The following is a 14,232-nucleotide window of genomic DNA, read 5'->3' on the forward strand; positions in this document are numbered from 1 at the left end:
GCCAGCTTGCCGTGGAAGGCTTCCAATCGCGAATTCTCGCCGCAGAGCGTCCGCGTATGATCGAGAGGTATTTCAACATGGAGTCGCGTGCGCCTGAATGCCTGCAGTCGACCCCAAGGAGGTAGTCGTCACAGTGTGATTCTGACGGCGGGTTCCAGGGGCGACAGCAGCCATTCGTCCAATTGCTATGGCGGGCAAGCGTATCTCACTATCTCCGCCAGATCGTTACCTTCTGGCAGACCCAACCACGGAAAACTGCCTCGGTGCATCGTTCTGCTATTTGGACAACGCGAGATGATCAAGCAGCGAATGCGCAGCCACGGACAACGAAGCCAGTTGCTTGAAACACAGTACAAAACGCCGCTGGGCCCAGTCGTCGGAAAGAGGAACAAAGCACGGGCCGCCTGGACCAATATATTGCTCGACGATTTCTCTCGGCGCTACGGCGAGTCCGAGGTTGGATCGAGCAACCCGAATTGCTGCGTCAAAGGTACTAACGACGACGCGATAATTAATTTGCTGCCCGGATGCGGAAGCTTCGTGATCGAGAGCAGCCTGGAACGCGCTCGACGGGGGCATCCCGATATGCTCATAAGGACGTGTCTCTTCGAATCGAATCTCCGACCGGTTGGCTAGGGGATGACTTTGAGCCACGGCGATGCCTAGTTGGTCGGCCGCATAAAATCTGGTTTCCAGGCCCGTGAGATCGACCACATCCCAGCAGATACCAATCGCCGCAGCACCGCTCCGTACTTCAGAGGCGACCTCGTGGCTTACGCGTTCTTGAATTTCAACCCGGACGGAACGATGGAGAGGATCGCGCAGAAAACTGGCGATGGCATCTGGCAGCGATTCCGCTATTGCTGTTGCGGCCGTAACAAGCTTGACGTTTCCGTCGATCGCCTGCGTATGGGACGCCATATCGCGCTCAATTTCCGCCGCCGTGGCGAGCATTGTTTTTGCATGTTTAAGTAGCGTTGCCCCGGCTGCCGTTGGCGCAATCCCGCTCCGTTTCCGGACAAGCAACGTCGTTCCGACAACATCCTCCAGTTGGGCCAGACGTTTGCTGATGGCTGACCCCACGATATGCTCGCTACGCGCGGCTTTCGTAATCTGTTGCGCTTCGCAGACTGCGACGAATAGTCTGAGCGAATTTAGATCGAGATTTTTCATAAGTCTCTGTCGTATGCGTGGCCGCGACCCTGCCCGAGGGTCTGCTTCGTAAGTATGTCAAACGTGCAACGTTAGCATCGCGCCGACCGGGTCGCCACTGGCATCCCGTTCGGTGATGCCGCCCATGTGTGTTCCAAAGCGGAAAATAACGCGTTCCAAGATATCGCAGAACAGAAAAATCAAGCCACTAAACTTGATTTCGAAGGTAGTCGTGCAAGCGCGAGCTTGCCAGCAAAGCACCACCATCTGAGGTCAATTGTGAAAAACACCTACGAAATCGCGGTAATGCCCGGCGACGGAATCGGACCGGAAGTAACCGACGCAGCAATGAAAGTACTTCGCGCAGGAGCTGAGGCGTGTGGCTTCGCCCTGAACTATACGTTCTACGATTTTGGCGCCGAAGCTTATCAGCGTACGGGTAAGTTTATTACCCCCACCGATATGGATGTCATTGGCAAATCGGATGCCATTCTGTTTGGCGCCATGGGACTTCCTGACGTCCGCACTCCAGACGGTCGTGAATGGGGTGCTCAGGTCGAAATGCGCGCTTACTATGGACTGTTCGCGAGCCTGCGTCCGGCAAAGCTGTTCGAAGGTGTGCCCACCAACATCCGCTCGTCAGACGTAGACATGCTTGTTATCCGTGAGACCACGGAGGGCATGTTCGCCGGCCTGAAAGACCCGCAGGAAGAAAGCGATGAACAGATGAGTGACCGGATGACGATCACCCGCGCAACAAGCGAAAAGCTGTTTCGCGTTGCATTCGAGCAGGCCCGTGCCCGCCGACGTCTCTATGGTACGCGTGGCCATGTCACCCTTCTTGACAAGTCCAATGCACTACGCAGCAATGTCCTGCTTCGGAAAGTCTTCCTTGAGGTCGCCAAGCAATATCCAGACATTCAGACTGACTGCTTTTATGTCGACGCTGGTGCAATGTACATGGTGACCAATCCGGAACGCTATGACGTCGTCGTTACTGAAAACATCTTTGGTGACATTACCTCAGAGATTGCCGCAGGCGTGGTGGGCGGACTCGGCATCGCGCCTTCGGCAGATATCGGCGACAACCACGGAGTTTTCCAGCCATCGCACGGCAGCGCACCTGACATTGCTGGAAAGGGGCTTGCCAATCCCGTCGCGGCTATCCTATCCGCCGCAATGATGCTTGAGTGGTTAGCGGGAAAGCATGATGACCATCGCTGTGCCATGGCATGCGTTGCGATCCGCAACGCAGTCTCCAGTTCTCTCCTGACCGGTCCACGAACGGTTGATCTTGGGGGAAGTAGCGACACATCGACAGTGGCGACCGCAATTGCGCAAAGCCTGGCTTTGCATGTTCCCAAAAACGCTCACGCTGCCGCATAACATCTAGCACCGGCGAAGCGCGAACCGACACACGGTTCGTGCCCCAAGAATTCATATGTCGCATCAAGAAGAGCGCGAACGTGTCTGCGTTACGCGCCCGGATCAGCCTGCGGATCATTGGTGCCTCGGGCACTGAACAAGATTCGCCCCAAGGAGACAAGCATGTCAAATTTAGCCCGCTCCACAGGGGTACCGCTAACAAAAACATCGATAGGTCGATTTCGATGGGTGGTCATTACTCTCGTTGTTGTCGTTTACGCGGTGGCGGCGGCAGATCGTGCAAACATCGGTATCGCACTACCCTACATCAAACATGATTTCGGACTGACCAACACCGGTGCCGGTAGTCTCGCGAGTCTTTTCTTCTTCGCATACGCATTCGGACAGATTCCATCGGCATTTATCGTTAAGCGATTCGGCGTTCGAACGGTCTTGCCCGTTGCGCTTCTCATGACTTCGGTATTCACAGCGATGCATGGGCTCGTCTCTTCAGTTACGGCACTGAAGCTTGCGCGGATTGGCTTGGGGCTATCGGAAGCGCCTTTGGCAATCAGTTGCATAACAACCATCAACAACTGGTTTCCATATCGGGAACGAGGCACTGCTGCGGGACTATTCCTTTCCTCAAACAAGATCGGTCCAGTGCTGGTTCCACCAATCGCCGCACTCATCATAACGATCTGGACCTGGCATCATATTTTTACCGCGTTCGCGCTACCCGGTCTCGTCCTTCCCTTCGTCTGGTTGCTCACTGTTTCGAATAACCCGCGGGAAAGCCGCTTCGTAGGACCAGGCGAGCGAGACCTGATTGAATCGTCGGACAGTCCTGCCGAGACAGCTACGCAGCGGGAAAGCAAGGGGCATTTCCCCCGGCTGGACAGACTCATCCGTGCGCGAAGTGTTGAACGCATAACGACCATCCGACGTCTGTTGACAAACTGGAACATCATCGGCGTATCGCTCGGCTATTTCCTGCTGGCGGGGATTATCAACTTCATTCTTACCTGGCTTCCGACCTACCTCAAGAATGTACAGGGCCTAACCATCGTAGATGTTGGAATGATGTCCGCAGCGCCGTTCATTGGGGCGGTGCTCGGGAATCTGGCTGGCGGGATCATCTCAGATCGCATGCTTGGCGGTCGCCGAAAGCCGCTAATGGTTGTCAGTTGCGTGGCGACGATCATCACGATGTACGCACTGAAGTCCGCACCGCATCAACAGCAAATGCTTGCTGCATTGCTTTTCGCAACCGGTGCGTTGCTCAGTCTCGGGTACTCCTCGTTCTGCATCTACCCGTCCGGATTGACGGATAGAAATCTCTTTCCACTTGCAACCGCGTTGGTTAACACGCTTGGGCAACTTGGGGGCGCCTGCACGCCGATTATCACTGGCGTTCTGCTGGATCATTACAGCTGGTCAGCGGTCTTTACGACCATGTCAATTGCGGCTGCTGTCGGCTTCGTACTGCTGCTGACGATCATAGAACCGGTCACTACCAAAGTTGACTGAAGAAAAATAGTCCTTCTCCGACCGCAGGAAACAGCTTGCTGGGACCGGCAGGTCGGCGCGCGTCTGGACGCTGCTGGCTGGCGCGCACATTTCAATGACCCATCCGACAAACAGAATATACGGAGACAAAAAAATGAAAACTTTTCGCTACTGCGCTGCCATTGCTTACGCCGCGCTAGGCACGACGGCATATGCTCAGAGCAGCATTACTCTATATGGTGTTGTCGATGAAGGCCTGGAATATGTCAGCAATACAAAGGTAGGGCCCAATCAAGGTAAATCCGTTGTGCAATTGGATTCGCTCAGCGGTCTCAGTGGGTCGAGATGGGGATTGAGAGGCGCGGAAGATCTCGGGGATCGTGTCCGCGCGGTCTTCGTTCTGGAAAATGGGTTCGACGCCAATACAGGCAAACTTGGGCAAGGCGGGGCCATGTTTGGGCGTCAGGCATATGTTGGCATCTCCACTGGCAAATTCGGTACGGTGACAGCGGGGCGGCAGTATGACAGCGTGGTGGACTATGTCGGACAATTCGGCATCTCTGACAAGAATGGTAGTCACCGCGCAGCTCATCCTGGTGACCTCGACAATCTGAATAACTCCGTTCGAACGAATAATGCCATCAAGTATGCAAGCGAGAATTACAAGGGATTCTCTTTTGGTGGCTTATACAGCTTCGGGGGGCAACCGGGTTCGATTTCGACAAACCAGGTCTATTCCGCCGGAGCAAGTTTGCAGTTGGCCGCTGCCTCTGTTGGTGTAGCGTATCTGAACGTGCGAAACCCGAACGTCTCTTTTTTCGGAGATAATCCGAACGGCTCGGCCACGGCGAACAACATCTCTGCCACAACGAATCCGGTATTGTCCGGATATGCTTCGGCCCGCACCTATCAGGTTATAGCCGCAGGCGGTCTCTACAAGATAGGCGCCGCAACGCTGGGCGCAACCTACTCGAATATCCGCTTCGACCATCTTGGTGATAGTGCCGTGGTGGCAACCAATCCAGAGCACTATACCGGCAACGCGACATTCAATAATGCAGAAGTCAACGCAACCTATCAGGTAACACCGGCGCTGCTGGTTGGCGCTGCGTATGATTACACCAAAGGAACCGGGGCATCGAGTACAAACGCAACGGTCCACAACGCTGGCGTGAAGTACCATCAGTTCACGCTTGGCGCAGATTACTCCCTGTCAAAGCGCACGGATGTCTACCTGCTCGGCATTTACCAAAAAGCATCTGGCATCGACTCGACAGGGCAGCAAGCCGTCGCAAGCATTGCGAGTTTGACCGCCGCAGCGGGAAACCACGCTGCTCTCGTTCGGGCCGGGTTTCGCGTGAAATTTTGACAGCTCCGCGGACAAGGGAACGCGCTGCGCGATGACTAGGGCTAGCGCGAACTCTGCCCGTGGATGCTGCGGGCTGGTGGCTAGATCTTGTACCAGTCGTCAACATTGCTTTTTTTGGCCCGCAAGTTCTGGCGCGTAAGGCCAGCTTGCGTGGTCAATCGGCGATCGTCTCATATCGGAGTTGAGCCGACGCTCGAACGTCCGAGCGAAAGTGCAGGCGAACGGCCGAAGTTGGCCGGCTTGCGACGATGCTTCCCTGTCGAATCCGACAGCTAAGATACATAGCCGAATAGGCGCTGGCTAACTTATTATTCGGTAGCCGCGCATACCCCGCGCGGAGCTTTCTTTCGACAAGTTCAATCGCCCAGTATCCTCCGAATCGCACGAGCGAATCCCACCTCGAACAACGTCCGGCCGCGCTCGTTGAGAATTTCGCCGTGACTGCCTTCCCGCAAGCCGCACCGTTCGAGATAGTCGGCCGACACGGCTTTTTGCAATGCTTCGCGCTCTGACGGCGTGAGTTGGGCGGCCGGTGCGAGCACGGTAACCGGCGGCAAGCCGGGCGCACCTGCGACGGTTGCGCCAAGTGGACGGCGATCCACAGTCACCTGCGAGTTTGCCTTCAGTACGTTAAGTTGCGCTCTGAGCTTGTCGCGCTCCGCGATGATGGCCTGCATGATGGAGCGGATGGCCGGGTCCTCGATGCGCATCAAGTATTCGTGGCTCGCCAGCGTCTTCGACGGCTTGGGCGCAGGCGGCCCGGCATAGGCCGCCCACGCTTCGATGAGCGTCCTGTAGTCGGCGGACTGTGCGTTGTAGAGCGCGCGGCCCTTCATGATGCTTTCGGCTTCGGCCTGGCGACCAATGGCGGGCAGGGAGAAGTCGCGCGAGCCGGCTTCATACTGCTTGCGGCAAACCTCGTGCATATTCGCCAAGTTCGCGCGCCTGTTCGAGCGCCCGCCCTTCGCGAGCAGCGACTCCAAGACCGCCTCGGGGTGGATGTCCGTTGTGCCATTCATGCTTCATCTCCCGTGAGGGCCTGGTGACGAACAGGGAACGCTTGGACGCGATTTGTCGTGGGTAGCAGCAAGGCGAGGTCAATGTCGAAGTACTGGCTGAGTTTCAAGCCTGCATCCATCAGGCGAATCACTTCCCGTTTGCCCACCCCGTGATTCGCCGGGTTCATCTGCTGGGCAAGGCGACGCATGAAGGCGTTGCCGATACGAAGCTGCTCGTCTTCGCTCAGCAGCATGAACACTGGCGGCCGGACGTCGCGGTAGAGCGCCGCGTCGAGCAACTGACTGCGGCGGAATACAGCCTTGCCGGGTTCGAGGTCGGGGTAAACCTCGACGTTTTCGCACACGCCCGCGAGCTGGAGCAATTCCGACTCCGTTTCCTCGAAGGCGACATGCACGTCGCCCATCGTGCCGGCGGCCACCAACTGGGTACCGTCGCCCTGCAGCGCATCGAGTGCCACCTTGCAGCGTTCGAGGAGACGCCAGCAGGCTACGAGGTCTTCGGCGAGGTCGCTGAAGCGCTTCATCGTGCTCTCCCACACCCGCTCGGCCTGCCGGTAGGCTTCCATCCGAGCGAACGGTTGGCCCGCGTCTTCCGCATCGGCTCTCTGTTGCTTCAGGTCCCGCAGCTCGTTTTCACGAGTGAGACAGTCGTTTCGCGCCTCATCGAAGTGATAGGCGAGCGTGTTGAAGTGGGCGGCCAGTGCCGGCAGATAATACGGCTCCGTCACGAACCAGCGACAGCGCACGCAGTTCCGGCTGCCGCCCGGCACGGGCCCGTACTTGGGATTCGCTGACGAAGAGCCCTTGGCAATCATCGGCCCACCGTCGTAGCAGCCGCCCACCGAGCCGTTGTCCTCTACCTCGCTGGTGTTGCCGCCGACGAGACACAGGCCGTGGTGCATCGGCATCCAGCCCACCGCGTTGCGCGCGGCCGGATGCTGCGGGATCGCGGCGGCGAGGCTAGGCACGCTGTTGCAGATCGCCTTTTGCAGGAGTTCGTCGTGCTCGGTGTCGAGCAGGAAGTTTTGAATGCTAGCCTCCTTGTTTGCCTCCAGTCGCTCCGCTGCGTCACGGAGCGCGTCGCGGATGTGGGTCGCGCCGGGTTTCGTGTAGTAAAGAGTCATCAACAGGCGGCCGTGTCCGACGAGCTTTTGAAGCACCGGAAATGGTACCTGCCCCTCTAGGGCCAGCGCGGTGATAAGGGAAACACGCAGGCTGTGCAGGGGAAAGAGAGTTGTCCGTCCCTTGTTCTGTTCTTCCGACGGCGGAAGAAAACGAATTGGCGTACCGTTGCGATGCATTTCGCCCCGGTCAGCCAGCCGTACCTCCAGTGCTTCCAGCAGGCGGAACCAGCAGCGATTCAGGCCCCTGTCTCGGATAGGCAGATGGTGCTCGCCCTCAGCGGCCTCTCGGGTCCTGAACAGGAAGCAGGTGTCCGGGTAGCTGGCTAGTTGTACCTCGCTCTTCGCGTTGATGTGTCGACCATCCAGTTCTGCCCAAGTCGTGCGCCGCGAGACGGGGTTGTACTTCTCCTGCCAGTTACACAGTTTCGCCAGCCAATAGAAGACGTCCTGATGCACAGGCCCGCCAAAAGACCACGGCAATAAGTAGCCCTTCTCGGGACCGGACCTAGCGATGTCGGCGGTTTTGTTGGTGTTGATATGGAGGACGGTCGAGTCGGCCTCGCCATTGGCGAGCGGGTCGCTACGGCGGAACACTCCCTGTTGCAGCGGTCTCCGTTCACTGCCCTGCGCGAGCCGGCTCGAATTTAGCGTCCAGTTCCCCGCCACGTAGCGCCAGGTATCTGCTTCGCCCGAGTCGAGCATGCGGACCTGGAAGGTGCGCAGCGGCAGAATGAGTTTCACGAGCAGGGCCACCCAGCGCACTGGGCTCCACATCTCCAGCACCTGCCCACCGCGATGATTGTGGGTCACCTTCCGGACCCGCCACACACAGTCCGGGTCGTTCCGGTCAATCTGATCCTCGGCCACTTCGAACCAGCCGGGCGCGACGCGCCAGCCTTTACTGATTTCAGCACCGAGTGCACTCTGCGCCCAATGCCAGTCGCGGAAGTGCGGGCCGGCCGCGAGCATCTGCCTCAGTTCGTCGATGTAGCCGTAAGGCAGCGGCGAATGCACGCTTTCGTCGCGCTGGGGCAGACCGCTCTTGGACATCCTGGGCACCGGGTTGTGAAAGGCCGGAGTGACCATCGGTTGGCCGTCATCGTCGAAGGCGCTGAACTCGCGCAGCAGCACGAAGTGCAGGAATGCGTTGATGGCGTTGCTGTACTTGATGCCCTGTTCCGAGTCAGGGCAGGCCGTTCGATAAAAGTCGGGCAGGACAGCGGTGCGCGCCAGGAAAACTGCCGGGTCGAGTGGCAGCACCTGCTGGACAAGGTAGCGCTCAAAGAAGGCAGCCAATGCTTTGAGCTTCGAAGCGACACCGCGTGTTTCGCCTTTGAGCCACTCCACCGCCAAGACTCGCCATGCGGCGAGCTGCGGATAGTCTCGCTCGACCCAGCTAAGAGTGGTATCTGTTTCTCGGGTTACGCCTTTGTTCTTGGACACCGGCAGCGTGGCGGCCTGGGACGTAGTCTTTTTCTTTTTGTCGGGCATGAGGTTCCTTAGTTTTTGAACTCGATGCCGGGCACCAAAAGGCCGGACACCGACTGAGTACCCCGGTGCATGCCCCGAAGCCATTGCCCGGCCGCTTCGAGCACCGCCTGTGCCTCGCGGGTGTTCGCCTGCGTATAGACCTCCTGGCTTTCCAGCGAGGCGTGATGCATGAAGCGGCGGATGAGCGCCTTGTCGACGCCGGCGTTGCGCAGTCGCCGACCATAGGAATGGCGGTGGCCGTGCGGCGTCGTGCCCAGCGCCTTGCTTACGGTGAGCCCGATACGCTCGCAGGCAGCGGCGTGCGCCTTGTTGTACTGAGTGAGCGTGTACATGGCGCCGACGGGCTCGCGGTTCAGGTTGATAAAGGCGAAGGGGTGGTCGCGCTCGATACATGCGACCTGTTCGAGGTAGCGGTGCCAGAGGTGCAGGAACCACTCGCCATACTCCGGCAGGAACCAGTACGCCTGCTTGTAGTAGGGACCATCGTGTGTGCCACCCTTCCACCCAGCATGACGACGGTCCATCAGATCAGTGCGCGGTGCGAGGGCGAACTGGTGGGCGAGGTATCCCGCTCGGTTACCTTGTCGCGCCCGTCCGCGCTCATCGCGCCATTCGGGAGGTGCTCTGCCGTGGCTCGGGTGGTGGATGAGGACCTTCGCCTGGCGCGGGTTGGCTGGGTCAGGGAACACGTCAGGGATGTAGAGGTGGAAGGGCTCGGATTCGCGGAAGCCCGCACCGTGCAGCAACAATGTGATGAGCATGCCCCGATAGTCTTGACGTCCCGCCGCGCAGAATCCCTTCACCAAGAGTTCCTCGAAGCGCTCTTCCGGGAATGCCGGCGGTTCGCCCTTTTCGACCTTGGGCAGGCGTCGACCTCGCACACGGTGCCCGATCTCGGCGGGGGATACGTTCGCCGCCCAGGTGTGCCCAAGGAAAGCCTTGCTGCGTCTGTACTGGTAAGCAGCCTCGTCGGTCCGTCTGTCGAAAGAGCCGCCCGAGTAGCGGGGATTCACGTTGGCCGCTTCGGGACGCATTTCGCCCAGCCAGTCGAAGAAGTCGGTGAGGAAGGTGATGATGTGCGAGGCATCCTGCGGTGATCTCGGGTGCCAGCATAGGCCGCATGGATCGAGGCCCGAAGCGCGGTCAAAGGTCCCGGTATATAACCGTTGGGCGAAGTTTTGGAACAGCCGGTAAGAGTCAACCTCAACGGGGTTAGTGTGCAGGTATTCGAGGAACATCCGCACAGCGCGGGTCACCTTTGCCATCCATGTCAGGCTGCGGTCATGGCTGCGAAAGAGACAGTAATCAAGTAGCGGCTCCAGCGCGCCAGCAGGTGTCAGCAGCACAGGAAGTTGCGTATAGACGCCAGACGTGTCGGTGTACACGCGAGCTTTGACTGTTACAAACACGAGTGACCTTTAATCACGGGTCTTTCTGGTCAGACTGACCAGAAAAACCGTTAACTGGTGCAGATCGCCCCATTAGCTATAGCGTGCTCGCGGCTGTACGTAATCGCCAAGCGACTCACATGTCCATTCGCACCCTTCTTCAGTGATCTGATGAGTATCGTTCACCACAACCAGCGCCTTGCCTCGGTGCACTAGGCAGAAGCACGACACGGCTTCTGCGTTGACGCCGGTCACGGGTGTAGCGTCGCCAAGCTTGCCGACCCAAACGTACCGGTGTGTTTCCAGACGCGCTTGGCAATAGTCGAGAGACATCGCGATGCTCCAATCGATGAAGAGGTGAGGACTGGGAGGGCGACGTTATACATGACGAATGCGGGCGGTGCAATGCACTCAAGCGACTGTGCTTCTCCTGTTTGATGCCGGCCAGACGACGAATGACGGCAAGGAAAGCCCATTAGGGCTGGGACATGAATAGGCGCCAGTGAAGCGCACTGAGCGAGGACCGCGAGGAAGATTTATCTGGGCGCGGGTGGTAGCGCGGCATTCCATTGGAGCACCTGACTTCTACACGCGATGCAGCATTAAGGTATAGCTTTAACCTAATCACGCCAAAAAAATACCCCTCAGAGAGGGGTACCGGTGTCAAGTTTGCCTCTTTTGCCCTGAACTATGTATTCCGAGTTGGGGAGAATAACTATGGGGATCGTTCCCCACAGGGTTAAAAAGAAAAATGTGCTCAGGCGGCGAGCGCCTCAACGTCGATCACAGCATCTGCTTCGCTGACCAGATCGGGCGTCTGGGAGATAAAGAACTCACGCTCATACCGACCCTGCTTCAGCACCTCCCGCTTCATCCGCATGAACTGCAGCTTGCGCTGCGGATCGAGCGGACCATCGGACTCGTCGCTAAAAAGCGTCTGGTAAGGCTGCCCGGTGTTCTTGGCCTGATACAGCGCAATGCCACGCGTGAGGCACTCGTTGATCCAGACTTTCTGGCCACCGGACATCACCGCCACGGACTTCGTGCTGTCAGCTTCAGCGTCATGAACAAGGATCTCGAAACCCTCACGCAGCTCGCCGTTTGCAAGCGCGCGCTGTGTGCGGATCTCAACCGTGAACCGCGTGCCGTAACAGGCGAGCAACAACCTGTTGACCGTATCGGCCAGTGCAGGGCCAGCGTCGTCGATCGTCAACGCAATGACGCCGTCGTTGCCGAGACCTTTCGCAAGTAGCTTCCACTGCGCAATTTCGTCGGAGAGCCGGTCGGCTCGCCGTTGCGTGGCAGAAAACCCGTTCAGGTCAGCAGCAAGTCTGTCGGCTTCGGCCTGGAGCACTGTCTGGGCGCGAATCGCACCCTCAGTGCTGCCCTCGAGCGCTGCCACAGCTTCGCGGTTCGCGGCCAGGTTCCGGTCGATCTCGGCAATTGCGGCTGTCACGTCGACGGCTGCAAGCTGCTTCGATTCCTGCTGGATTCTGGTCATCTCTGCCGTCATACGTGCCTTTTCGGACTCGTATCGGGCAGATCGAACAGCAGCTTCCTCCGCAACGTCCCTCAGTTCCGCGTTAGCGGTCTCAAGGCCCGTCGCAGCCGCATCCAGAAGTGGCTTGCTCGCTGCAAGCTCTGTCGCCGCCTGCAGGTCACGCCGGGCGTCACCCAGGGTACGGGTCAACGTAGCAAGTTCGCTGCGCTTTGCAGCAAGCTCTGCGACGACCGGCGCAAGCAGATCGGCCTGGGCTTTCTTTTCGCGATACTGCGCGCGAAGTTCGGCCACCGACACCCGTTGCTCTTCTGCCTGCGATCTCGCCTGAAGTGCCTGACTGAGCAGCGGACACGTGGCATGCATGGCTTGCCCCACGCACGGCACCTGGTCGACGACTGCCGCCTGCTTCGTCAACGTCTCGAAGTGGGCGGCTTTCGTCTGACCCTGTGTCATGAGGCCCGAAAGCGCGGTCTGGAGCGTGGCATGAGTGACCTGCTTAGCCTCAAGATCCGCGATCGCACGCTGCAGAGGTTCGAGCTTCGCCTCCTCGCGACCGATCAGCAGTTGCGCTTCATCGCGCTTCGCCGCCGCTCCCAGAATCGCTTCCTTGCGGGCAAGCGTCGCCTGATGAGTCGCCAGCGTCTGCTTCAGGGCATTCACGCGCTGCTGGGTCCGAACGGATGCTGCCCGTTCGTCACCATCCAGCGCCTGCACGCCCTTGACCAGTTCGTGCGCGCGCACCGACAGTTCGCGCAGTCGCGCTTCGGCGGTTGCCGATTCGCCTGCCTTCGCTGCCAGCGTCGCACGCTCCTGAGTCAGCTTCCCAGCCTCCTCAAGCTTCAGATCGCGTTGTGCACGTGTGGCGCGCAGGAGCTCGCCTTGTGCCTGCACTGAGCGCTCAACGTCAGCTTTGCGCTGCCGCTTTCCTGCTAGTGCCGTCAGATCCGTCTGGATTTCGTCGAGCGCACGGCCAAGAATCTTCGCCACGTCGCCGGCTTTCACCGACAGCGCTTTGAGGCTTTCAATGCCGAGCATCTCCGCGAGCAGCGCCTTGATCTCTCCAGCACCATACGACGCGAGCGGCCGCCGGTCCTGAGCAGAAAAGACGCTGGTAAAGAAGCTTTGAAGCGAGCCGTTGATGGCTTCGACACAGCGGTTATACGTCGCCGCCTTGCCGTCGGACACCGTGCCATCTGGCAACGTGACGGGATGCCACGCGCCATCCGAGCCGCGCCACGCAAGGTAGTACTCCGCCTTGCCCGTCTTGCCGGGCTTTCTGAAGGAAAACGTCGAGCGGTACCGGATACCGTCGTGCTCCCACTCGAGCTCTTTCAGCGCACTGGTCCCACAGATATGGTCCCAGTACGAAAAGGCATCAACCGATAGCATCGAAGCGTGTGACGGCATGATCGGATATGGATGCAGGTTGTCCATGATCGTTGTCTTGCCCGCCCCGTTAGGGCCGACAAGCGCGATCAGGCCTTCCGGCAGCGTCTCCAGATCGAGCGTGATGCTCTCGCGCTTCATGCCGTCACGAACGCCGTAGAAGCCTTCGAGCGTCAGTTTCAGAGGACGCATGGCGGCACCTCCATCGCTTCGGACATCGCCGCCATTCGCGAATAGAAAGCGACGTCGTCATCGTCGGGAAACGGCTCGATCATGGGATCGACTCTTCCTACGACAGCTACAGGCGCTCCAAGCGTGCCCGCGATCGCAGCCTCGACTCTCTCGCAGGCCCGGGCAAACTCCCGCCGGGCATTCGTGAGCAACTCGTCCCATCCGGCGTAGCCGGTCAGGGTGCGAATTTCCATCGGGGACCACTGCGTCGCCATGCCCGTTTTATACGACCAGAGCAGGTGCTGCATTTCGACGGCAGGGGTGACGACTACCTGATTCGCACCAGGCGTCGTTGCACGCAGAACAAGCATCGGGCCGGATTGCGCCAGCACTGCCCCACGGTCCTTACCGAAGGGTTGATGAAGAATCGCAGGCGTAAAGCCAGCGTGGTCAGCGAGTGACTTCTGCAGGTCGCGTGCGTCCTGATCGTCCATTACGAACACGCGAACCCACTCTGCACCTGCAGGATAAAGACCAAACATGATTGCACTCCGTAATTGACAGGCGGAGTGCTCCCGGTAGGGATCGCTCCCCGCCAGGGTAAAGGAAATGAACTGCTGAGAAAGGTGAAGCAACGACTACATCGATGCGTCGTGAGACGCGGTGAAACCTCGTTTCGATAGCTCAGGAGCTATCGGAAACAGGGCTACTGTTCCACTGCGGGGAGAGCCGTACCGGCCTCCCCCGCGTTCGGGCA

Annotated in this window: 9 protein-coding genes; 3 read left to right on the plus strand and 6 right to left on the minus strand. The window is 58.9% G+C overall.

All coding sequences use genetic code 11. The features are described 5' to 3' along the window. Nucleotides 1-276 precede the first annotated feature (276 nt). Nucleotides 277-1,173 (minus strand): LysR family transcriptional regulator, encoded by an 897-nt coding sequence (locus P0D73_RS35935; protein ID WP_408259484.1) that lies wholly within the window; start codon nt 1,171-1,173, stop codon nt 277-279. A 126-nt stretch (nt 1,174-1,299) separates the two neighbouring features. On the opposite strand from P0D73_RS35935, the gene P0D73_RS35940 reads away from it, so the two are divergent. The 3 genes from P0D73_RS35940 (at nt 1,300) to P0D73_RS35950 (ending at nt 5,395) form a co-directional block, all read left to right on the plus strand. Continuing rightward, complete coding sequence (locus P0D73_RS35940; protein ID WP_408182325.1) at nt 1,300-2,538, plus strand: isocitrate/isopropylmalate dehydrogenase family protein; 1,239 nt, start codon at nt 1,300-1,302, stop codon at nt 2,536-2,538. A 162-nt stretch (nt 2,539-2,700) separates the two neighbouring features. Next, nucleotides 2,701-4,047: an MFS transporter gene (locus P0D73_RS35945; protein WP_408182323.1), complete on the plus strand. Its 1,347-nt coding sequence runs from the start codon at nt 2,701-2,703 to the stop codon at nt 4,045-4,047. A gap of 133 nt (nt 4,048-4,180) precedes the next feature. Next, on the plus strand, nt 4,181-5,395 hold the full coding sequence (locus tag P0D73_RS35950) for a porin (protein WP_408259487.1): 1,215 nt from the start codon (nt 4,181-4,183) through the stop codon (nt 5,393-5,395). A 356-nt stretch (nt 5,396-5,751) separates the two neighbouring features. Here P0D73_RS35950 and gmtX read toward each other — a convergent pair whose 3' ends face one another. From gmtX to P0D73_RS35975, 5 genes are all read right to left on the minus strand, one after another. Beyond that, entirely contained in the window at nt 5,752-6,378 is a 627-nt protein-coding gene (gene gmtX / locus P0D73_RS35955) for a gamma-mobile-trio protein GmtX (protein WP_408434970.1), read from the minus strand. Nucleotides 6,379-6,410: 32 nt separating this feature from the next. Then, nucleotides 6,411-9,029 (minus strand): gamma-mobile-trio integrase GmtZ, encoded by a 2,619-nt coding sequence (gene gmtZ / locus P0D73_RS35960; protein ID WP_408259146.1) that lies wholly within the window; start codon nt 9,027-9,029, stop codon nt 6,411-6,413. Between the two features lie 8 nt (nt 9,030-9,037). Continuing rightward, nucleotides 9,038-10,438, minus strand: coding sequence for a gamma-mobile-trio recombinase GmtY (gmtY, locus tag P0D73_RS35965; RefSeq protein WP_408259143.1), 1,401 nt, complete (start codon nt 10,436-10,438; stop codon nt 9,038-9,040). A 736-nt stretch (nt 10,439-11,174) separates the two neighbouring features. After that, nucleotides 11,175-13,496, minus strand: coding sequence for an AAA family ATPase (locus tag P0D73_RS35970; protein WP_408256036.1), 2,322 nt, complete (start codon nt 13,494-13,496; stop codon nt 11,175-11,177). Beyond that, nucleotides 13,484-14,017 (minus strand): hypothetical protein, encoded by a 534-nt coding sequence (locus P0D73_RS35975; protein ID WP_408434972.1) that lies wholly within the window; start codon nt 14,015-14,017, stop codon nt 13,484-13,486. The genes P0D73_RS35970 and P0D73_RS35975 overlap by 13 nt, the downstream gene beginning before the upstream one ends. Nucleotides 14,018-14,232: the final 215 nt, after the last annotated feature.

It is taken from the genome of Paraburkholderia sp. RL18-101-BIB-B, from assembly GCF_046026985.1.
Taxonomy (GTDB): Bacteria; Pseudomonadota; Gammaproteobacteria; order Burkholderiales; family Burkholderiaceae; genus Paraburkholderia.